The organism is Phocaeicola fibrisolvens (assembly GCF_025567125.1).
GTDB classification, from domain to species: domain Bacteria; phylum Bacteroidota; class Bacteroidia; order Bacteroidales; family Bacteroidaceae; genus Phocaeicola; species Phocaeicola fibrisolvens.
Window position 1 is genome coordinate 37628 of record NZ_JAOQJI010000016.1, and the last position, 23059, is coordinate 60686.

The window sequence follows — 23059 nt, forward strand, 5'->3', positions numbered from 1 at the left end:
GTACGGTTGCAAATGTATGGAAAAATCCATATACTTACACATCTGATGCCGGAAATCTGCCTGAATCCGAAACCGGAGATAAAAAGGTGATAAGAAAAAAGCAAAATGAGTTGTTTGTTATCATTTATTTCCATATTTTTGGCAAAACCTTAAAAAAAGTAAGCAATTATGAGTAACAGACAGAAAAGATTCATCTTGCCTGAAGATGAAATACCAAAATATTGGTATAACATTCAAGCCGACATGGTCAACAAACCCATGCCGCCGCTGAACCCGGCCACCAAAGAACCTTTGAAGCCGGAAGACCTTTATCCGATTTTTGCCAAAGAGCTCTGCCATCAGGAACTGAACCAGACAGACACCTGGATTGAGATTCCGGAAGAAGTGAGAGAGATGTACAAATACTACCGCAGCACCCCGCTGGTACGTGCTTACGGACTGGAAAAGGCACTGGGAACACCTGCCCACATTTATTTCAAGAACGAAAGCGTCAGCCCCATTGGTTCACACAAGCTGAACTCGGCACTGGCACAGGCCTACTACTGCAAGAAGGAAGGGGTGACAAACATCACGACCGAAACGGGAGCCGGACAATGGGGAGCCGCCTTGGCATACGCAGCCAAAGTATTCGGCCTGGAAGCTGCCGTCTATCAGGTAAAAATCAGCTACGAACAGAAACCGTACCGCCGCAGCATCATGCAGACCTTCGGAGCACAGGTCACTCCTTCTCCCTCCATGTCTACCCGTGCCGGAAAAAATATCCTGACCAAATATCCGAACCATCAAGGTTCACTGGGTACCGCCATTTCAGAAGCCATCGAACTGGCACGTACCACCCCGAACTGTAAATATACTCTTGGGTCGGTATTGAGTCACGTAACCTTGCACCAGACGATTATCGGACTGGAAGCAGAAAAACAGATGGCCATGGCCGGAGAATACCCCGACATGATTATCGGATGCTTCGGAGGAGGTTCCAACTTTGGAGGCATCAGCTTCCCGTTCATGCGCCACACCATTCTGGAAGGAAAGAAAACACGTTATATTGCTGCCGAACCGGCTTCCTGCCCGAAACTGACACGTGGAAAATTTGAATATGACTTCGGCGACGAGGCTGGCTACACACCGCTGCTACCGATGTTCACCTTGGGACATAACTTTACCCCGGCCAACATTCACGCCGGAGGTCTCCGCTACCACGGGGCAGGTGTCATCGTTTCCCAACTGATGAAAGACCACCTGATGGAAGCTGTCGATATCGAACAGCTCGACACCTTCAAGGCCGGATGCCTATTTGCCCGTGCTGAAGGCATCATACCGGCTCCGGAATCTTGCCACGCCATTGCCGCCACCATTCAGGAGGCTGAGAAGTGCAAAAAAACAGGCGAAGAAAAAGTCATCCTCTTCAATCTATCAGGTCACGGACTGATTGACATGAGTGCTTACGACCAGTATCTGTCGGGCAACCTGACCAACTATTCCCTGACGGAAGAAGACATCGAAAAGAGTCTGGAAGATGTGCCTAAAGTAGACTTTTGACACTCCCCTCAAAACGCCTAAGCGTTTCTGGTAAAACGTCGAAGAGTTTTCCTTCAAACGCCTAAGCGTTTTAAATCAAACGTCGAAGCGTTTTGTGCTAAACGTCGAAGCGTTTCCAATAAAACGTAAAAGCGTTTTTAATACCTATAAAAAAGCGGTGCCGGAAAGAGAACTTCTCCTCCGGCACCGCTCTTTTATATCATCTAAAACAGAGTCTACAAAAGACGATTAGTCGCCGTATCCGGGAAAACCACCGTCGGTTTAAATCCCTTCGCTTCCTCAAAATCCATCAAGGCATACGACATGATAATCACCACATCTCCTACCTGTACCTTACGGGCCGCAGCCCCATTCAGACAAATACACCCGGATCCGCGTTCGCCCTTGATAATATAAGTCTCAAAACGCTCTCCATTGTTATTGTCTACAATCTGCACCTTCTCTCCGGCAATCAGGTTGGCCGCATCCATCAAATCTTCATCAATCGTAATGCTGCCCATATAATTCAGGTTCGCTTCCGTCACCGTTACGCAGTGAAGCTTTGATTTCAACACTTCAATCATCATCATCCGTTATCCTTTGTATTTAATGTTATCAATCAAACGTACATCGCCACAATATACTGTGATACAACCCACAATATAATTGCTTTCATCCCATGCTCTTACAGGCTGAAGTGTATTGCCATCCACAATTTCAAAATATTCCAGCTCCAAACCTGGCGCACGGCGAATACAATCCTCCACAAATTGCTTGGTCTCCATCAGGATACGCGACTTGCTGAAATCCACACTGGCAAACAAAGCTCTTGATATCTGCACGGCTTCCTTCCGTTGCTCCGGAGTGAGACGTGCATTCCGGCTACTTAGAGCCAGTCCGTCCTCCTCTCGCACAATCGGACATCCCACAATCTGGATATCAAAAGGATACTTGCGTACCATTTCACGGATAATAGCCAGCTGCTGGAAATCTTTCTCACCAAAGTAAGCCCGGTCAGGCGCTACTATCAAGAACAACTTGCTCACTACCTGACAAACTCCATTGAAATGTCCCGGACGATATTTTCCTTCCATTACCGTATCGAGCGGTGCATAGCTGAACTGACGGGTATCAGGCTCCGGATACATTTCCTCTACCGAAGGAGCAAATACCAGCGTGGCCCCACAAGATTCCAGCAACGCACAATCCGCCTCCAGCGTACGCGGATATTTCAAAAGGTCATTCTGATCGTTAAACTGTGTAGGGTTCACGAAGTCACTCACTACCACTACATCATTTTCAGCCACGGCACGTTTCACTAACGAAGCGTGTCCTGCATGCAGAGCTCCCATCGTCGGAACCAATCCGATTGTCTTTCCTTCTTTACGGAAAGCATCCAGTTCGGCGCGAAGCTCACTGATTGTTTGAATTAGCTTCATCTTATTCCTGTTTTTAATCATAAATTCAGAAAACGGCTGCAAAGTAACTATTTATTTGCCACAAAAAGAAACGGAAACCGAAAATTCTTTCTACATTCACAGATTTTGCATTACCTATAACGTAGAACAAACACTATTATACCATATTGTCTATCAACACATTAACATACTATAAGGATTTATAAACGGCTGCCAATTCGCTTCATTGCCGTATTTTTTGTATCTTTGCAAACTGTTAAGAGCAACTATAATACAATGAGCGCGAAAAAAGTTTTATTCATTACACAAGAAATTACTCCCTACGTACCTGAAAGCAACTTGGCACTAATCGGCCAGAATTTACCGCAAGCCATACAAGACAAAGGACGCGAAATCAGGACATTCATGCCGAAATGGGGCATCGTAAACGAACGCAGAAACCAGCTGCACGAAGTAATCCGCCTGTCTGGAATGAACTTAATTATCGACGATACAGACCACCCGCTGATTATTAAGGTGGCCTCCATCCAGGCTGCGCGCCGACAAGTATACTTCATTGACAATGACGACTATTTCCAACATCGGCAGATGACATGTGACGAAAATGGAAATGATTACGAAGACAACGGTGAACGGGCCATTTTTTATGCACGTGGCGTATTGGAGACTGTAAAGAAATTACGCTGGTGTCCGGATGTCATTCATTGCCATGGATGGATGAGCGCCATGGTTCCTCTTTACATCAAAAAAGCCTACTACGACGAACCTTCTTTCCGCGACTCAAAAGTCATCTTTTCTCTTTATGAAGAAGGATTCAAGTCGAACTTGGCTCCTAACTTCCCGGAACAACTTCTCTTCAAAGAAATTACCTCCGAAGACGTCAGCATGATGACATCGCCGGTAAACTACGAAGAACTTTGTAAACTGGCTGTAGCTTACTCCGACGGAGTAATCCAGAATGATAAAACTGTCAACCAAAATGTACTGGACTACGCTCGAAGCCTGAACGTTCCGGTACTTGAATACTCATCGGCCGACACCTATGCAGATGCATGTGATGCATTCTACGACAAGGTGTTCGATGCAGCCGAATAATATAAATACAAAAAAAGGACGAAAATGAAACTTAAGTTCTTGGCCGCATTCGGACTTGCAGCCACACTCTACAGTTGTGATGACACCACTACAGGTGTTGGTGAATTCGTGGCTGATGCAGATGAAATTACCGCATCGGCTCAAACATTCGAGGCCACTACACGTACATTAAAATATACGGACTTGAATGAAGAAGGTGTATTTTCTCGTACAAGTAATGCCTATCTGGGAAAATTTACCGATCCCGACTTCGGTACTTACACCACGGACTTCATCACACAGATAAACTGTACGGAACAGTTTGAATTTCCGGAAACGATGCAAGATATTGTAGCCACCACGCTGGAACTATCATACTCCAGTTTCTTTGGCGACTCACTGGCACCTATGCGAGTGAGAGTGGATATGCTGAACCGGGAAATTGATGACAACGGCGAAGACTTGGGTTTATATTACACCTCGTACAATCCGGAAGATTTTTATGACAAAAATGGAGAAGCTTTGGCTGAACAGGATTATGCCGTACGTAACAATTCATGGACCGATGAGCAAATTGATTCCATCAAAAGTGCCAATGGATATTATCCTCCTCTGATTATCGACTTGGACAAATCAAGCAAAGAAAAAGGAAAAGAAACATTCAGCGAATTCTTGAAAAGGAAATATATCGAGGATAAAAACAACTTCAAGGATTCTTACTCATTTATCCACAATGTACTACCTGGATTTTATGTGCATAACACAAGTGGAGAAGGTTCCATTCTATATATTGGAGCTATCTGGCTGCGTATGAAAGTCAGCTATCTGGTAGAAAGTTCCTCTGGAAAAGTAGACTCTCTGGCATATACTTCCATTCCTTTTGCGGCAACCAATGAAGTATATATGTCAACTCGATTGAGCAATTCAGCAGATGCACTGAACAGATTGAAAGCAGAAACTCACAATACCTACTTAAAGACTCCAGCCGGACTTTGTACAGAAGTAAAACTCCCGCTGAAAGAAATGTATGAAGCTTTAGGAAATGATACACTGAATTCAGTATCTATGTCATTCACCAAATACAAGAATATCAGTGAAACATCTCAAAACAGCCTTTATAAAATGGGTACCCCACAGAACTTACTGCTGATTCGAAAAAATGAAGTAAAAGACTTTTTTGAACAAAAGCAGAATTATGACAGTAAAACAACATTCCTAGGGACATACAACAGCACCACCAATTCTTATTCGTTCTCACAGGTGAACCGCTTAATCAGCCAAATATTCAGTGATATGAGAACAAAAGAAGAGCCGGCAGAAGGATGGGATACATACAATGCCATGGTATTAATTCCAGTAAAAACTGAAACCGATTCACAAGGGAATACAATCGGACTTTCACACGACTTGGAAGTAAATTCAGCACGCTTGGTAGGAGGTGAAGAAGGTGAAAAAATCAGCATGGAAGTGATTTACACAAGACCGAAATTCAACAAATAAATTCATTTAAAACTATAAATAAAAAATCCTGGAATGATTGATTCCAGGATTTTTTATTTTTCTATCAGACTACAACTAACTACAATCTCTTATTTCTTTACGGTACTTTTCTTAGCTGTTGCCTTTTTAGCCGGAGCTTTCTTTGCAGCCGGAGCCTTTTCTGTCTGCTCCTTATCCGCCAACTCCGCTTTCAAATGCTTTACCTCGTCATTCAACTGTACCAGTTCTTCTTCCTGATTACGTATGGTAGTCAATAATGAATTCAATTCCTCATCTTCCATATCCACTGGATACAAAGAATTGACGCGAGCAATAAAGTCACCCAAAATATTCATGTAATTGGTGAACGCATCATACGGAGAATCACAAATACCACGATCCAAAGCCACTCCCATCTGCTTGGTGGTCATGAAACGGAAATTATTGCTTGCCTGCAGGTAATCCCAGTCTTGCTTGATTCGACGGTCTGAGCACAAGTGTACACGTTCTGCCACGCTGTAAAGCTTATCAAAAGCTTCACGCTGCATCACGTTACCCAACCATGGGCTAATATCACGCTCTTCGTCTACCCATGACATCGGATAAGGCACATCAATCATATCTACCGATTTCAGCTTAGTCACAATTTCTGAAGGAGTAGAGAACGTGATACCCTTCTGACGGGCACATTCAGGCAACGCTTTCAGGAATTCCAAAATATTGGAAGACAAGGGCTGGAAAATACCCAATGCAGAGAGTTCCATAAAAATATTGATGACCTGTTCGTTTTCCGGCAAAGAAGCAATCCAACCAATGTATTTATCGGCAAATAACGGATATTCGCTCCACTCACTGTTGGAGAAACGCAAGCTGATATCGTCAGACAACTTAAAGTCACGAAGCAACAGTTTCAGATTCGGATTCTCAGCGCAATGATACAAGTAGTGAGGACTCTTCCAGCCCAATACATGTTTCGCACCTTCAGCCAACATTCCTTTGAAACCCATATCGGCTACAATGCCTCCAATTTCGTTATCGTAAATCAAACTGGAATTACGGAATACCTTAGGTTCCTGACCGAAATAATCCTTAATTTTCACACGCATACGTTCTACTTCTTCCCGGAAGCAGGTTTCATTCTTCAAAGAAGACAAGCCGTGTGAATAAGGCTCGCAAAGGAACTCGCAGCAACCGGTTGCATTCAACTCATGCAATAGTTCAATGACTGCAGGCGCATGAATCTCCAACTGTTCCAAAGCAACTCCTGAAATAGACAATGCGACCTTAAATGCTCCATTTGACGCTTTTGCCATTTCAATCAGGGTTTTCAAAGCAGGAATATAAGAGCGTTCAGCCACTTCATTCATACCCTGCTCATTGGCATAATCATCGTAATAATAATGTTCCGAACCGATTTCAAAGAAACGATAACGTTTCAGATGAATAATCTGGTGTATTTCAAAGTAAAGACAAATTGTTTTCATATCGTATTGCTGTTTTTATTTACCATAATTTTTTAAGACTTGCTCGTAAAGTCCACGAATCTTCACGCCGACCTTCTCCCATACAATACCATCCACTTCTTTCTTTCCTTCATCGCGGAGATATTCATACAATGAATCATTGGTACAAATAGAATGGATGGCATCTGCCATGGCATGTATATCCCAATAATCGGTTTTTATGCACTTGGAAAGGATTTCTGCACAACCAGACTGTTTGGAAATAATCGTCGGTACACAACACTGCATAGCTTCCAACGGCGAAATACCAAACGGCTCGGATACCGAAGGCATGATATATACATCGCTCAACTTCAAAACCTCATACACCTGTTTTCCTTTCATGAATCCCGGGAAATGGAATCGGTCGGCAATACCTCTTTCCGCCGCCAGGCGAATCATGGCATTCATCATGTCACCGCTTCCAGCCATCACAAAACGTACATTACGGGCGCGTTTCAAAACCATAGCGGCAGCTTCCACAAAATATTCCGGTCCCTTTTGCATAGTGATACGCCCCAAGAAGGTCACAATCTTCTCTTTGGGGTTCTTCTTTACCTGGATATCCTGAATCTCCTTAGAAAGCGGAGATACGGCATTGTGTACGGTAAATACCTTGCGAGGATCCTGATAATATTTATTGATTACGGTCTGACGGGTAAGCTCGCTCACACACATGATGCAATCTGCATGATCCATACCGTTCTTCTCTATAGAATAGACTGTAGGATTTACATTGCCTCTACTACGGTCAAAGTCTGTAGCATGTACATGAATAACCAGCGGCTTTCCTGATACCTGCTTTGCATGGATACCTGCTGGATAAGTCAGCCAATCATGTGAATGAATGATATCAAACTGTTGCTGACGGGCCACTACCCCGGCCACGATAGAATAGTTATTAATTTCTTCATGCAAATTATCCGGGTATCTTCCTGAAAATTCCAAACAGCCCAAATCATTCGTGTGCATGTAATTGAAATCCGCATAAATATGATCACGCAAATCATAGTAAAGCTGTGGGTCCATATAACTCCCCACTCTGTCTTTTACGTAATCCCATTGTACGTCACGCCACACAATGGGCACGCTGTTCATTCCTATGATACGTAAAAAACTCTGATCTTCATCTCCCCAAGGTTTCGGAATACAGAAAGTAATTTCCATATCCTGCTGCTGGGCAAGTCCATGAGTCAATCCATAACTGGCTGTGCCTAATCCTCCTAAAATATGAGGAGGAAATTCCCAACCAAACATCAAAACTTTCATACAAACTCCTCCTCTTATTGATTGTTATATTTCTCCAACAAATTCAATGTACGTAAAATCTCAGCTACATTCATCGCAAACGAAATGGCACCTCTTCCCTGGAAAGGTGGATTGCCATCAAACAATTCTGGTATGGAACCTATACAATGACAAGTCATCTGGTCCTCGTAACTAATCAACTGACGCTCTGCAAAAGAAATTGCACTCCGCTTATAAATACGCAAGTAAGCTTCCAGATAGAAACCCTCCAACCAAGGCCATGCAGTCCCCTGGTGATATGCATAATCGCGCTGAAGTTGAGGACCTACATAATTCGGATTATAACCGCCACTCTTCGGACTCAGAGAACGAAGACCCTTCGGAGTAAGCAATTCTTTGGTTACAATATCAATCACCCCTTTCTTCTGTTTGGAGTCGAGCGGAGAGTAATCGAATGCTGCCGCGAAAATCATATTCGGACGTACACTCCAATCCATCATATCTCCGTCTACATAATCCAACAAATAGCCATATTCATTCAAAAAAGTATGTATAAAAGAAGGAGCGGCTTTCTCCGAGAACTGGTGTAAATATGCAGCAAAGCCCTCGTCCCCAGCAAGTAAATCAGCTACGAAACAGAGGGCATTATACCATAACGCATTAAATTCTACTACATATCCCGTTCGGGCCACCACCGGACGTCCATTGACTGTAGAATTCATCCACGTGACCACTTTTTCTTTTCCATTTGTATAAACCAAACCATTATCGTGTACCGCCAAATTTGGATGTTTGCTACCGGCAAGATATTCCATCACGTCTTTCAACAATTTCCCATACTTCATTCTTGCCTCATCCCATGACACCATCTTGGCATATTGCTGTATGGCCCATACCATCCATAAAAGTACATCCGGATGTTCAATTTCCGTCACCTTAAGATGAATGTCTTTTCCTTCCATAAATGAATAAACAGCTTTTATGGCAGTATCCATTATCATTTCAAACTTACCCACCTCTCCAATAGAAAGAGTCAGTCCTGGCAAAGAGATAAACATGTCGCGTGCACGACATTTAAACCAAGGATATCCAGCCAAAATGTAGGATTCACCTTCCTGTTTATTTAGGAACTGATGAGCAGAGTTAATCAAACAGTTCTTAAAATTATTACGTGGAGTACGCTGCTCCACTTCGGCCACGAACAAAGCATTTAAAGAAAGTGTTTCTATCGGAGAAACCCCACCAGAAAATGTGACAGATTCACCCTTTTTGATACTAACTTCAAAATAGCCCGGAACATATAAATCTTCATTGAAATCATATCCCCGTTCACGCTCCTTGGGATATTCAATACCTCTATACCAGTCCGGATGGAAACAGAATTCATTTTCTTTACTCAACTGCATGTAAAGCTCCGGATATCCGGGATACATACAAGTCTTGATTCCATTCTCCACAAGATCATAATGACGGCTGGCTTGTGCATTTTCATGAGTATACTGACGCACACTCCGAAATGCCAAATAAGGACGAAGGCGAAGAGTCGTTTCAGAATGTGCATCCATCAATGTATACCGAATCAATATACGGTTTTCATGATGTACAAAAACCTTCTCCTTCTTCAATACTACTCCTCCGACACGATAAATTGTAGTCGGAACTTTCTCACATTCAAATTCTCGGATGTACTTATGACCTCTTGGACTGAAATTATCACCTCCATACTTGTGCAAACCCAAATTAAATTCTGCACCATGCTGAATGACCGTTTCATCCAAAGAAGAAAGCAATACATGATTTTCATCGTCCAACTCAGGCACCGGTATTACCAGCAAACCATGATACTTGCGGGTATTACAGTCAACGATAGTCGAACAATGATATGCCCCCGAGCGATTCGTACGAAGAATTTCTCTAGTCAGAGTTTCTTCCAGATTTGTCATTATAGTTTTGTCAAATCGTAAATAACTCATAGTTGTATATTAAGGTTATAAATTAATATTCGTTCTAAAAAGATGTTATATTTATTTCACCTCAAAATTAATGATTAAAAACTAATAGCAAAACCAAATTGCCTTTTTTTTGCCGTTAAATCCTCTTTTTTCTACAAAAAACATCTTTAAGCCAAATATAAGCCTACAAATGCCTCACACGCATATATAAAGCATTTCAATCAGTCCCATAAAGCATAAAAAATCGTCTGACACCCCCTCCCGAAGATAAGGGTGTCAGACGACATCACTCAAATATTAAAAGACTTACTTATTCTTATCAATCTATTATGTCAAAGCCACAATACGGAACGAGTGCCTTCGGAATGCGAATACCTTCCGGAGTCTGATTATTTTCAAGCAATGCAGCTACAATACGCGGCAAAGCCAAAGCAGAACCATTCAACGTATGACAGAGTTCAGTTTTCTTATCGGCTGTACGATAACGGCATTTCAAACGATTAGCTTGATAAGTATCAAAATTAGAAACAGAGCTTACTTCCAACCAACGTTTCTGTGCTTCAGAATATACTTCAAAATCAAAGCAAAGTGCTGCCGTAAAACTCATATCCCCTCCACAAAGGCGAAGAATTCTATAAGGAAGTTCTAGTTTTTTCAACAAGCCTTCCACATGGTCCAACATTTCTTGATGAGATTGTTTTGAATGTTCCGGCTTATCAATTCGTACCAATTCCACTTTAGAAAACTCATGCAGACGATTCAAACCACGCACATCCTTTCCATAAGAACCGGCCTCACGACGGAAACATTGCGTATATGCACAGTTCTTAATTGGAAGCTGTTTCTCGTCCAAAATCACATCACGATAAATATTGGTGACCGGGACTTCAGCTGTCGGAATCAGATACAAATCATCCAAATCACAATGATACATCTGTGCCTCTTTATCTGGCAATTGCCCCGTACCATAACCAGAAGCCGCATTGACTACTGTAGGAGGCATTATTTCTTCATATCCTGCTGCACGAGCCTCATCCAAGAAGAAATTAATCAAAGCACGTTGCAAACGCGCTCCTTTTCCTTTATATACAGGAAAACCAGCTCCTGTAATCTTTACACCAAGATCAAAATCTATCAAATCATATTTTTTTGCAAGTTCCCAATGAGGCAGTGCATCTTTTGGAAGTTCAGTCTCCATCCCTCCCATCTTTTCTACTACATTGTCTTCTGCACCAAAACCTTCTGGTACGCTCTCATAAGGAACATTCGGAATAGTATAAAGCAAATTCTGCATATCTTCTGCCGCCTTATCCATTTCTGCCTGCAGATTCTTGCTAACTTCCTTAATCTCAGCTACACGAGCCTTGGCAGCTTCAGCTTCCTCCTTCTTTCCTTCTTTCATCAACGCACCAATAGCTTTCGATGTAGAATTCACTTCTGAAAGATTTTTATCTAATTGATTCTGTGCACTACGTCTCTGATCATTCAATTCAAGCACTTTGGCAATTGTTTCTTTTGCATTAGCAAAATGCTTTTTTTCCAATCCACGAATAACCTTGTCGGTATCTTCTGTAATCTGTTTAATGGTAAGCATATCTTTTTACTTTTTAGTATAATCCTCACTCTTTTGTGTTGCAAAGATATAGTTTTTTATTTGAATACGTAAACAGATGTCTCGTATAAAATCAGTTCCTTCTAGAAAACAGGAAGAGTGTAAACCAATCCCAATGAGATTCGCTGATGATTGTAACTTTCTGCTCCCCATCGACGAGCTCTCTCCGTCAAATGTACATTTTTATATAATAGGTGCAAATAACAAAGCAGTTCACTGTTTTTCAATGGATAATACTCAGCACAAAGCTGTGCATTCCAAACCCGACGATAAGTACCCGCCGAGATATTGCCGGATGATTTAAACACATTGCCCTGTTCATAGACTCCCTTCACGTATACATTCCAATGAGAAGCTACCCGATAATCTAAATTAAAAATGGTCGTGAAGTAATCCACATCCGACAAAGTCTGCCCTGCTCCATCCTGTACGGTCACTCCACTAATCAATCCTTTCGAATCAATTCCTTCACGGGAATACATAAAATCAATATACCCCAAAAAAGGCTTCTTGTCCCATACATTACCGCAGGTAAAATAAAAGACATTTTTATTTTTGGCCAACTGCCCATACGAAAGAGAATAACGAAGCTGCATGGCATGATTTACAAAATATCCGTCCCAGTTTACTGTAGCCAGCAAAGGTATTTTGGTCGGCTCCACCCCTTCAGGCAAACCGTACATGAACTGATCATTGCTGTCACCATTCCGATTATTAGTTAACTGAAAATTGAATTCATGACTGTCGTTCATTTTATAAGCCACATTCAAACCTGCCTGATAACAAGGTATCGTATTGTTAAAATCAGAATAATGTCGCACTTTAATGGCATTCACCCAGCACTCATACCCACTGAACTGTACAGGCTGCTTTCCTGCAGTCAACTTCCACTTATCATTCAACTGCCAACCTACCATGGCCAGTTCCACCGACCCGGAAAGATTGTCCAAAGGAATATTTGGCGTTGTGTACTGATTCAAGGACTGGCGGAAATGATACGTAAATTTCTCATGGAATCCTCCCAGCACTTCCAAACGAATACGCTGCACCTTGAAAGCTGCCTCATCCAGTTCTCCATTCTGAAAAGACGCATCCACTGCCGAGCAGAACTGGATATTCATATCTGCCCAATCGACTTTTCGCTGACCGTCGGTCAACCGTTCCAACAAGGATTCTTCCCCAAAAGATATCATCGGTTCACTCTGTGCGGCTGCCATTGTCACTCCTCCCAACCACAGACCTAAGATGATACCACTCCGTTTCATGTATTTTTTTACCATGTTCCTGAACCGCCACATAAAGATTACAGACTTTGGCGAATACGAACCAATTTTACAAGCAAGTCTTCCAGCAAATCCAACTTCAACATGTTGGCTCCATCACTTTTTGCCTTCGAGGGATCCTCATGCGTCTCCATAAACAAGCCATCCACTCCCACAGCCACTCCTGCTTTTGCCATCGTTTCGATGAGCTGCGGCATTCCTCCAGTCACACCTGAAGTTTGATTGGGCTGCTGCAAAGAATGAGTTACATCCAATATCACCGGATGGCCGAACGACTGCATCTCAGGTATACCTCTGTAATCCACAATCAAATCCTGATACCCAAATGTCGTTCCACGTTCTGTCAACATCACCTGGTCGTTTCCTGCCTCTACCACCTTATCTGCCGCAAACCGCATGGCTGCCGGTGAAAGAAACTGCCCCTTCTTGATATTGACTATCTTTCCCGTACGGGCAGCCGCTACCAGCAAATCAGTCTGTCGACAAAGGAAAGCGGGAATCTGCAAAACATCCACATATTCAGCAGCCATTTCTGCTTCCGGTTCCGTATGAATATCCGTCACGACAGGTACATCAAACGTATTCCGCACTTTTGCCAGAATCTTCAGTGCCTTTTCATCTCCAATGCCCGTAAAAGAATCCAGTCGCGACCGATTCGCTTTCCGATAGGACCCTTTAAATACATAAGGAATATGCAACTTATCCGTAATCTTCACAATCCGTTCCGCAATACGAAGAGCCATATCCTCTCCTTCTATTACACACGGTCCTGCCAGCAGGAAAAACATATCTTTTCGCTTTAAATCAGAAATATTCTTTATCATATTAATTAGGTATTATCAAAGTTATCGCTTCTGGAGAAATAGTTATTTCAATCGGGAAATGACGGTCTAACCACAGACGCCCATCCAAACTGACTTCCGCATTTTGCGCACGCAATACCTTGACACATCGCGTACGATAAGGTTTCACGATTTTGTGATTCAGCAATCGCCCTTGCTGTAGCATCCACAATCCTGAAACCAATTCACGAAGTTCAGGACGATATACAACAGACACATCAAGCCATCCATTATAAGGCACTGCACTTGGAGTCAACCCATACCCATAGGCACTCCCCACAGCCACAGCCATGATACGTCCACGAATATGTTCATCATTTACCCTCAAATGCATCCGATATAATTTCCGTTCAAATGCCACCAAAAACAAAGAAGCAAGATAAGATATCAATGGAATTCCCCAAAATCTACGGGTTTCATTCGTAATCCGTACAATTCGGGCTCCCAATCCCATATAAACCGCATTCAAGAAATAACGGGTCTGGTGCTGCTCCCCATCAAAATAACAAAAGACTCCAATGTCAATTTTCCGCAAGCGACGGTTAATCAAGACATCTACTGCCATTTTATAATCGTCCGAACTCAATCCCCAATATTTGGCAAAATCATTTCCGATTCCATTCGGAATGATTCCCAATGCAATTTTCTGTTTGTCTTCCACCTCGGAATTCATGATTCCATTCAACGCATCATTCATGGCTCCGTCACCTCCTACCACCACAATGGTAAGATATCCGTTATTCGCCATCGTTTTTGCCAGACGTTCCACAGACCCAAATCCTTCCGACTGCACATAGTCATACTTCACTTTACACTCGTCCATGTAAGCACGAATATTCCGCCAGCGCTTTTGCGCTTTACGACTTCCGGCCTTAGGGTTATATATCACCCCCCATCTGTCTGGTTCTACTGCCATATCCGTTAATTTATCAAATCCATAATTCGTTTTACATTCTCCTCGGTCGAAGCCTCCGCATTCATCCAATGAATGTGGAATCCTCTTCTTTCCATACCCCTGAACCATGTCATCTGCCGTTTGGCAAACTGATGTATGGCTATTTCAAGCTGGGTGAACATCTCCTCATACGAAAGCTTTCCAACCACATACAAGGTAAGATACTTATACTCCAATCCATAATAAATCAAATCATCCGGATGGATACCCTCAGCCAACAAGGATTTCACCTCATCCACCATCCCTTCCTCCAAACGCTTCTCCAACCGCCGGGTAATTTTTTCTCTCCGCAATTCACGGTTAATATCTACTCCGACAATCAAACTGTTTATTTCCGGGAAGGAACGCGCATTGACATCCTGCTTTAAATAGTATTCTTCTATTTCAATGGCGCGGATAGCCCGCTTCACGGTATCCACATCTGTGGAATTATGCAACTTCTTATAGTGACTCAATATCTCAGTCAACTCATCCAAAGACTTGGCAGACAGACGTGCACGCAACTCCTTATTTTCCGGCACAGGAAGAAGACGGTAGCCTTTCAATATTGACTCCAAATACATGCCTGTTCCCCCACATAAAATCGGCATAAGTCCTCTGGCCTTCATGTCTTCATACGCCGCTAAAAAATCCCGCTGGTATTCGAATACATTGTATTTATATCCCGGATCCACAATATCAATCAAATGATAAGGAATCCGATATCCGTCTACTACATAATCCGATAGGTCTTTCCCTGTACCCAAATCCATCCTACGATACACCTGCCGACTATCTCCGCTAATAATTTCCGTTTTCAAACGCGCTGCCAGTGCCGCAGCCAAAGAAGTTTTTCCTGAGGCTGTAGGACCAAGTATCGTAATCAAATCATAATTCATAAGAACAAAATTGAGGAGTTCGGCAGCAAAGATAACCTTTTTCTGCACAACAAGCACGATTATGAGCAAAAAAAAGGCCGCCAGGAAAATCCTGACGGCCTTTGCTATATGGTTTTAAACTAATTAGCAGTTTACAGAAGCCATGTGAGCAATCAAATCCAATACTTTGTTAGAATAACCGATTTCGTTGTCATACCAAGAAACGACCTTAACGAAAGTATCAGTCAAAGCGATACCAGCTTTAGCATCGAAGATAGAAGTGTGAGTGTCACCCAAGAAGTCAGAAGAAACAACTGCATCTTCAGTGTAACCCAGGATACCCTTCAATTCGCCTTCAGAAGCTTCCTTCATAGCAGCGCAGATTTCAGCGTAAGTAGCCGGTTTAGCCAAGTTTACAGTCAAGTCAACTACAGATACATCCAAAGTCGGAACACGCATAGACATACCAGTCAATTTACCGTTCAAAGCCGGGATAACTTTACCTACAGCTTTAGCAGCACCTGTTGAAGACGGGATGATGTTACCAGAAGCAGCACGACCACCTCTCCAGTCTTTCATAGAAGGACCGTCAACAGTTTTCTGAGTAGCAGTAGTAGAGTGAACTGTAGTCATCAAACCATCAGTGATACCCCATTTGTCGTTCAAAACCTTAGCAATCGGAGCCAAGCAGTTAGTAGTACAAGAAGCGTTAGAAACGAACTGAGTACCCTTAACGTAAGTCTTTTCGTTAACACCGCAAACGAACATCGGAGTGTCATCCTTAGAAGGAGCTGACATTACTACATATTTAGCACCTGCCTGAATGTGAGCCTGAGCTTTTTCTTTAGTCAGGAACAAACCAGTTGATTCAACTACGTATTCAGCGCCAACTGCATCCCATTTCAAATCAGCAGGATTCTTTTCAGCAGTTACACGGATTTCTTTACCGTTAACAATCAATTTGCTGTTTTCAACGTCAGCTTCGATAGTACCGTTGAATTTACCGTGCATAGTATCATATTTCAACATGTATGCCAAGTAATCAACCGGACACAAGTCGTTAATACCTACGATCTGAATATCGTTTCTGTTCTGAGCTGCACGGAATACGAAACGGCCGATACGACCGAAACCGTTAATACCTACTTTAATCATTTTGTTTAAAATTTAAAGGTTTTATAATTGCTTTATAAACACTCACTCTTATTTGTAATCAAAGAGAAGTATTAAAATGTCATCTATTCCCCTTGACTGCGATGCAAAAATAAGTATTTCTTTTTAAAGTCAATCAAGAAAGAGAAAAAAAATAATCAAAAAAAGTCGAGTTTTACACCTTATTTATATATATAGGCAGATTTTATTTCATTTTTACTTCAAAAAATGTCTATTTGCAATCTCAATATACCAAATTGACATTATCAATCCATAATTTATTGCCCGGTGATCCGATAAAAGCTCCTCCCATACTGGAAGTAAATTGCAGAATCAAGTGCGTAGGATGCTCATTTTCTCCAGCCCACCCCACTTCTTTGATCAACTTACTTTCTCCCTTACTATTACGGGCATAGTAGCCTCCCGCCCCCAGTTTCATCAAATCGGGCACATAACGCTTATCTTGTGTGATGTCTCCGTACATGATTTCATAAGTTGCTCCATTGTGCCAGTCCTGTGTCTGGCTATACTTTACGGCTACTGTACCCACACGTTTAGCAATAATATTTCCCTCAGCATCTTCCGTACGTTTCTGCAACAAGCATACCATAATGGCACAATCCTTTCCTGGAATAGTAGCCTTCTTACTGAAGCCCGTTTGACGAATCCGGTTGGGTTCCCCCGACATCTGTACTTTATAATCATACCGGACAGCTTTCGGACGAGATGTAAAGGGAAGTCCTGAATTCAAGGCCTTTTCTCCATCTTTGGTCCCAGTAATCGGTTCCTTCATATCACCTAAAAACATAGAACCTGATGCCAGCACCGTAATATTAACCATTCCCAGCACTTTTACACTTTCTATGTGGGTTTCAAGGCGGGCGCAATACCCATCCCCTCTTTTTTCCGGATATACACTAGTATTGGTCTTTACAATTCCCATTACTTTCGCCATCACATTTGAATTACCCCACGGAGAGCCTCCTTGATTTACATAAGCGACATTCCCGTCAATTTCTTTTGTGGGCCCCAGTTCATATAATAGTTTGGTATTTCCCCCAATGATACCAGATTCATGAATGCGCCGAGTCACCCATTCATCCATATCACCATATTTAATCGGTACAACCTTCTCCTGCGCTTGCATAGCTAATGGCAATACAGCCAAAGCCCCACCTAAAATCCAATTCCACTTCATAGATATAATCCAAAATATTTTCAGTCGGCAAATATACAAAAAAAAGCGACCGTTATTATACGGTCGCTTTCAATCCTAATATATGGGATAATAAATCTTACCTATATCACATTAATATACCCGATACAACAGCCAAGATCCCTGGAAATCCTCACGATTCGGATATTTTGCCTTGAATGCATCTTTTGCACGAACTGCTTCTTCTCTTGTATCGAAAGACTCAACAATTACACGATACATATTACGTTCTGCATTATACACCACCTTAGCATTGTATCCATCTCTGTCGAGCATGGTTTTCAAGCCATCTGCATTTGCTTTTACACCAAAACTTCCACAAACCACACTGTAAGCCTTCAATCCGTCACCTGAAACGAGTTCTACTTTTTCCTCGCGTACAGGAGCTGTAGAAACGACCGGAGCTGGAGCTGTTTCTACTGCAGGAGCTTCTGCCGGTGTCTCTGTAGCAGCTGATGCCTCAGCCAATTCTTGCTGTTTAGCCTTTTCATAAGCTTTCTTGTAAGCACTTTCACTTGATTTACAAGAAGAGAACGCTAGTGCAGTGCACAATGCCATTCCCATTACAACTACTTTCTTCATGTTATCTATACCAATTAGATGAATATTCAAATTATTTGTTGCAAAGGTAACAATATAAAATCTGCCTGACTATTAAAATCAGTTAATTATACATTCCAAGCAACCCTGATGTGCATTTTTCAATAAAAAAAGAACAACTTATCAGGATTATTATTAGATTTGTAAAGTAATAACTTTTAAAAAGTAGATTTATGAAAGCATTAAGTATTGTAGCAGCATTCTTGGGCGGTGTTACTTTAGGAGCTGCAGCAGGCATTTTATTTGCCCCGGAAAAAGGTGAAGACACCCGTAGAAAAATTGCGGAAGTCCTTCGCAAAAAAGGAATTCGCTTGAATCGTGCTGAAATGGACGATTTAGTCGATCAAATAGCAGCCGAAGTAAAAGACGCTGAATAATTTGTCATAAGTATAAAGCAGGCTTTGGAGGAAAAGTCTGCTTTATATTTTTCCCACTTATAATAATTGCTTATGTTTGCAAACGATAAGAGCATTGACAATCTGGAATCTCTGTTTAAAGAAGTCCGGAAATATCTCGAACTGCAAGGCCAATATATAAAACTTGACTTAGTCGAAAAACTGACCATTTTGCTGTCTACCTTAATCCTCATATTAATTATTATTATTTTAAGCATGATGGCCCTTTTCTATTTTTCATTCATGCTTGTCTATGCTTTGGCTCCGCTTGTTGGAAGCCTAATTGGAGGATATGCCATCATCGGAGGTGTAGTACTACTTATGGCCATACTAATTTACCGCATGCGCAAACAATGGATATTCCAGCCGATGGTGCATTTCCTGGCACGGCTATTCCTTGATGAACCTACTTCAAAAGAATAAAATAATGAATGAAATAAAACCTTCTCCAAATTATAGTGTAGAAATAATCTCTCAACTGAGAGCCGAAAAGAAAAAAGAGTTGAGAGAGTCAAAAGAACGTATCCAGTTTCTGACACAAAGTTTATTTTCTCCTCAAAGAAGCAAAAATAAGATGGAGAACATGATGCAGCACATCAACGCCGGAATAGCTGCTTACGACGGACTGCGAACCGGTATCATGATATTCCAACGCATTCACCATTTTTTTAACCGAAAGAAAAGATAAAAAATCACACATGAAAACAAAGTTACTTTTTGCTGCTCTTGCCGCATTTAGTGCTGCAGGAGCAGCAGAGAATCCGTTATGGATGCGCCATTGTGCCATTTCACCAGACGGAAATACCATTGCTTTTTGTTATAAAGGAGACATCTACACTGTGCCCTCAACTGGTGGAAATGCCCGACAACTAACGACCAATCAGTCCTATGACACAAATCCAATATGGAGTCCAGACGGACAACAAATTGCCTTTGCCTCTGCCCGACAAGGAAGTTTAGACATTTACTTAATCTCCAAAGAGGGAGGAACCCCCAAAAGACTTACCACCCACTCCGGGAATGAATTGCCCGTTACTTTCACTGACAATGGGCATCTTTTGTTCAGAGCAAGTGTGATGCCGGATGCGATAGACCTGTCCTTCCCGAGTTCCCAGTTTCCGCAAGTATATGAAGTCAACACCCAAGGAGGACGCCCCGTCCTGTATTCCTCTTTTCCCATGGAAGACATCAGCGTGGCTAAAGATGGGACTACCCTGCTCTATCACGACCAAAAAGGCTACGAAGACCCTTGGCGCAAACATCATACTTCTTCCATTACACGCGACATCTGGCTCAGCAAGGAAGACGTCAACCACCAGCGCACTTACCAGAAACTGACCTCCTTCAACGGAGAAGACCGCAACCCAGTATGGAGTGGCGACAACCAGTCGTTCTACTACCTGAGTGAAAAAGAAGGTTCGTTCAATGTATTCAAGCGCAACTTGGATGGGAGCAACGAAGTACAGCTGACCCACCATACCCAACACCCGGTACGTTTCCTGTCTGCCGCCCAGAACGGTTTGTTATGCTACGGCTACGACGGCGAAATCTATACGGTTAAAGAAGGGCAGTCTCCACAGAAAGTCAACATCCGCATCGTGACAGACCAGACTGAAACGGAACTGGCTCACCAGATAAGAACCTCAGGGGCTACGGAAATCGCTGTTTCTCCCAATGGAAAAGAAGTGGCTTTCGTACTCCACGGAGATGTATTCGTCACTTCTACCGACTACAAAACCACCAAGCAAATCACAGATACCCCCGAACAGGAACGTAGCATAGATTTTTCTCCAGACGGACGGAGCATCGTATATGCCTCTGAACGGAATGGTATCTGGCAAGTTTATCAGTCTACCCTTACCGAAAAGGAAGAAAAATTATTCACTTATGCGACCGGCATTAAGGAAGAACGGCTTACGCAAACGCAAATCGCCTCTTTCCAGCCCCAATATAGCCCAGACGGTAAGAAAGTAGCCTTCCTTGAAAATCGTACGACTTTGCGCGTGCTCAACCTGAAAGACAAATCCGTATGCACCGCAATGGACGGGAAGTACGAATATTCTTACAGCGATGGGGACCAGTGGTTCCAATGGAGTCCCGACAGCCGCTGGCTGCTTTGCGGCTATATCGGTACAGGTGGATGGAATAACAGCGACGTGGCGTTAGTCAATGCTTCCGGCAATGGCGAAATCCACAACCTGACAGAAAGCGGATACAATGATTCCAACGCAAAATGGGTGCTGGACGGAAAAGCCATGATTTGGGAAAGCGATCGGGCAGGCTACAGAAGTCATGGAAGCTGGGGAGCGGAAAGTGATATCTATATCATGTTTTTTGACCTAGAAGCATACGAACGATTCCGCCTCAACAAGGAAGAACTTGCTTTGATGGAAGAAAAAGAGCAACAAGATGATAAGAAGAAAGAGAAAAAGGAAAAATCAGAAAAAGAAAAAGCCATAAAACCACTTACCTTCGATTTGGAAAACTGTCGTGACCGTATTATTCGGTTAACTGTAAATTCTTCCCACTTGGGAGATGCTGTGCTCAGTCCGAAAGGTGACAAGCTCTACTACCAGGCTTCCTTTGAAGGTGGAGCCGATTTATGGGTACATGATTTAAAAGAACAAAAGACCGAACTATTGTTAAAAGGTATCGGATATGGCTCACTGACATGCGACAAAGAAAACAAACATATTTTTCTTTGCAGCAACGGGGGAATCAAAAAGATCAACCCAGACAAGCACCAGATTGAAAACGTCAACTTTGAAGCCTTATTCAATTATCGTCCATTCAAAGAACGCGAATACATCTTCAATCATGTATGGCAACAAGTTCTCGATAAATTCTATGTTCCCGATCTACACGGCACAGACTGGAAATTTTATCGGGAAAGCTATGCGCGCTTCCTTCCACATATCAACAACAACTATGATTTTCAGGAAATGTTGAGTGAATTGTTGGGCGAACTGAACGGTTCACACACAGGAGCTCGATATGCCGCACCGGGAGCCACGCTATCTACCGCATGTTTAGGAGTCTTCTTTGACAATAAATATGAGGGAGATGGACTTAAAATTCAGGAAATCATAGCTAAAGGACCGTTCGCTGTCAAGAAAACGGATGTTACCCCAGGATGCATCATTGAAAAAATTGATGGGCAACCAGTCTTGAAGGATATTGATTATTATCCGATGCTGGAGGGAAAAGCAGGCAAAAATGTACAATTGACCATTTATAATCCGCAAAATGGCAAACGTTTCCAAACAACCATAAAAGCTATCACTACAGGACAACAAAACGAACTGCTTTACAAACGCTGGGTAAAGAGAAACGAAAAAATAGTTGAGAAACTGTCGGGAGGACGAATAGCCTACGTACATGTCAAAGGAATGGATAGTCCTAGTTTCCGTGAAGTATATAGCGAATTGTTAAGCGATCGCAACCGTAACAAAGAAGCTGTCATTGTAGATACCCGCCACAACGGAGGCGGATGGCTTCATGATGACTTGGCAACTTTATTGAGTGGAAAAGAATACCAACGGTTTGTCCCACGCGGGCAATACATCGGCAGCGACCCGTTCAATAAATGGCTAAAACCTTCTTGTGTGATGGTTTGCGAAGACAACTACAGCAACGCCCACGGCTTCCCTTGGGTCTACAAGGAACTGAAAATTGGCAAACTGATTGGAACCCCCGTTCCAGGTACAATGACCGCCGTATGGTGGGAACGCCAAATTGACCCAACTATTGTGTTCGGCATTCCGCAGGTAGGCTGCATGGATATGCGTGGCCAATATATGGAAAACAAGCAATTGGAACCGGATATCAAAGTGTATAACACCCCTGAAAAATCTCTGAAGGGAGAAGACGAGCAACTGGAAGCTGCTATCAAAGAAATGCTCAAAGAAGCAGATGCTTTAAAAAGCAAACAATAATCTGATGTTCCCAATCTACAA

The 23059-nt window shown here is 42.5% G+C and carries 20 protein-coding genes; 7 read left to right on the forward strand and 13 right to left on the reverse strand.

Going from position 1 to position 23059, the window contains the following annotated elements; genetic code table 11:
- Positions 1–168 precede the first annotated feature (168 nt).
- Positions 169–1539: a TrpB-like pyridoxal phosphate-dependent enzyme gene (locus OCV81_RS08650; RefSeq protein WP_148329675.1), complete on the forward strand. Its 1371-nt coding sequence runs from the start codon at positions 169–171 to the stop codon at positions 1537–1539.
- 215 nt (positions 1540–1754) lie between these two features.
- Here OCV81_RS08650 and panD read toward each other — a convergent pair whose 3' ends face one another.
- Positions 1755–2105 (reverse strand): aspartate 1-decarboxylase, encoded by a 351-nt coding sequence (panD, locus tag OCV81_RS08655; RefSeq protein ID WP_148329708.1) that lies wholly within the window; start codon positions 2103–2105, stop codon positions 1755–1757.
- A gap of 6 nt (positions 2106–2111) precedes the next feature.
- The gene (gene panC / locus OCV81_RS08660) at positions 2112–2957 is read right to left on the reverse strand and encodes a pantoate--beta-alanine ligase (RefSeq protein WP_148329676.1); all 846 of its coding nucleotides are present in this window, start codon (positions 2955–2957) and stop codon (positions 2112–2114) included.
- A gap of 255 nt (positions 2958–3212) precedes the next feature.
- On the opposite strand from panC, the gene OCV81_RS08665 reads away from it, so the two are divergent.
- Both OCV81_RS08665 and OCV81_RS08670 read left to right on the forward strand, forming a co-directional pair.
- Positions 3213–4031 (forward strand): glycogen/starch synthase, encoded by an 819-nt coding sequence (locus tag OCV81_RS08665; protein ID WP_148329677.1) that lies wholly within the window; start codon positions 3213–3215, stop codon positions 4029–4031.
- 24 nt (positions 4032–4055) lie between these two features.
- Complete coding sequence (locus OCV81_RS08670) at positions 4056–5510, forward strand: DUF4270 domain-containing protein (RefSeq protein ID WP_148329678.1); 1455 nt, start codon at positions 4056–4058, stop codon at positions 5508–5510.
- A gap of 89 nt (positions 5511–5599) precedes the next feature.
- On the opposite strand, the gene OCV81_RS08675 is transcribed toward OCV81_RS08670, so the two are convergent.
- The 11 genes from OCV81_RS08675 to OCV81_RS08725 form a co-directional block, all read right to left on the reverse strand.
- Positions 5600–6973: a glycoside hydrolase family 57 protein gene (locus OCV81_RS08675; protein WP_148329679.1), complete on the reverse strand. Its 1374-nt coding sequence runs from the start codon at positions 6971–6973 to the stop codon at positions 5600–5602.
- Between the two features lie 15 nt (positions 6974–6988).
- Positions 6989–8260: a glycosyltransferase family 4 protein gene (locus tag OCV81_RS08680; RefSeq protein ID WP_148329680.1), complete on the reverse strand. Its 1272-nt coding sequence runs from the start codon at positions 8258–8260 to the stop codon at positions 6989–6991.
- Between the two features lie 14 nt (positions 8261–8274).
- Positions 8275–10212 carry a glycogen debranching enzyme N-terminal domain-containing protein gene (locus OCV81_RS08685; protein WP_148329681.1) on the reverse strand — a complete coding sequence of 646 codons (1938 nt, stop codon included), beginning with the start codon at positions 10210–10212 and terminating at the stop codon, positions 8275–8277.
- A gap of 298 nt (positions 10213–10510) precedes the next feature.
- Complete coding sequence (gene serS / locus OCV81_RS08690; RefSeq protein WP_148329682.1) at positions 10511–11785, reverse strand: serine--tRNA ligase; 1275 nt, start codon at positions 11783–11785, stop codon at positions 10511–10513.
- A 101-nt stretch (positions 11786–11886) separates the two neighbouring features.
- Entirely contained in the window at positions 11887–13068 is a 1182-nt protein-coding gene (locus OCV81_RS08695; protein WP_148329683.1) for an OprO/OprP family phosphate-selective porin, read from the reverse strand.
- Between the two features lie 38 nt (positions 13069–13106).
- On the reverse strand, positions 13107–13910 hold the full coding sequence (kdsA, locus tag OCV81_RS08700) for a 3-deoxy-8-phosphooctulonate synthase (RefSeq protein WP_148329684.1): 804 nt from the start codon (positions 13908–13910) through the stop codon (positions 13107–13109).
- 1 nt (position 13911) lies between these two features.
- On the reverse strand, positions 13912–14844 hold the full coding sequence (locus OCV81_RS08705) for a diacylglycerol/lipid kinase family protein (protein WP_148329685.1): 933 nt from the start codon (positions 14842–14844) through the stop codon (positions 13912–13914).
- Positions 14845–14849: 5 nt separating this feature from the next.
- A complete protein-coding gene (gene miaA, locus OCV81_RS08710) occupies positions 14850–15761 on the reverse strand; it encodes a tRNA (adenosine(37)-N6)-dimethylallyltransferase MiaA (RefSeq protein WP_148329686.1) in 912 nt (303 codons plus the stop codon).
- Positions 15762–15884: 123 nt separating this feature from the next.
- Entirely contained in the window at positions 15885–16895 is a 1011-nt protein-coding gene (gene gap / locus OCV81_RS08715) for a type I glyceraldehyde-3-phosphate dehydrogenase (protein ID WP_072543158.1), read from the reverse strand.
- A 241-nt stretch (positions 16896–17136) separates the two neighbouring features.
- Entirely contained in the window at positions 17137–18090 is a 954-nt protein-coding gene (locus tag OCV81_RS08720) for a PCMD domain-containing protein (protein ID WP_148329687.1), read from the reverse strand.
- 111 nt (positions 18091–18201) lie between these two features.
- Positions 18202–18690, reverse strand: coding sequence for an SPOR domain-containing protein (locus OCV81_RS08725; RefSeq protein ID WP_148329688.1), 489 nt, complete (start codon positions 18688–18690; stop codon positions 18202–18204).
- Between the two features lie 191 nt (positions 18691–18881).
- Here OCV81_RS08725 and OCV81_RS08730 point away from each other — a divergent pair, with 191 nt between their 5' ends.
- The 4 genes from OCV81_RS08730 (at position 18882) to OCV81_RS08745 (ending at position 23038) form a co-directional block, all read left to right on the forward strand.
- Positions 18882–19085, forward strand: a complete 204-nt coding sequence (locus OCV81_RS08730; protein WP_022054024.1) for a YtxH domain-containing protein — start codon at positions 18882–18884, stop codon at positions 19083–19085.
- A 72-nt stretch (positions 19086–19157) separates the two neighbouring features.
- Positions 19158–19526, forward strand: a complete 369-nt coding sequence (locus OCV81_RS08735; RefSeq protein WP_148329689.1) for a phage holin family protein — start codon at positions 19158–19160, stop codon at positions 19524–19526.
- Between the two features lie 4 nt (positions 19527–19530).
- A complete protein-coding gene (locus OCV81_RS08740; protein ID WP_148329690.1) occupies positions 19531–19791 on the forward strand; it encodes a hypothetical protein in 261 nt (86 codons plus the stop codon).
- Between the two features lie 10 nt (positions 19792–19801).
- On the forward strand, positions 19802–23038 hold the full coding sequence (locus tag OCV81_RS08745) for a S41 family peptidase (protein ID WP_148329691.1): 3237 nt from the start codon (positions 19802–19804) through the stop codon (positions 23036–23038).
- Positions 23039–23059 lie beyond the last annotated feature (21 nt).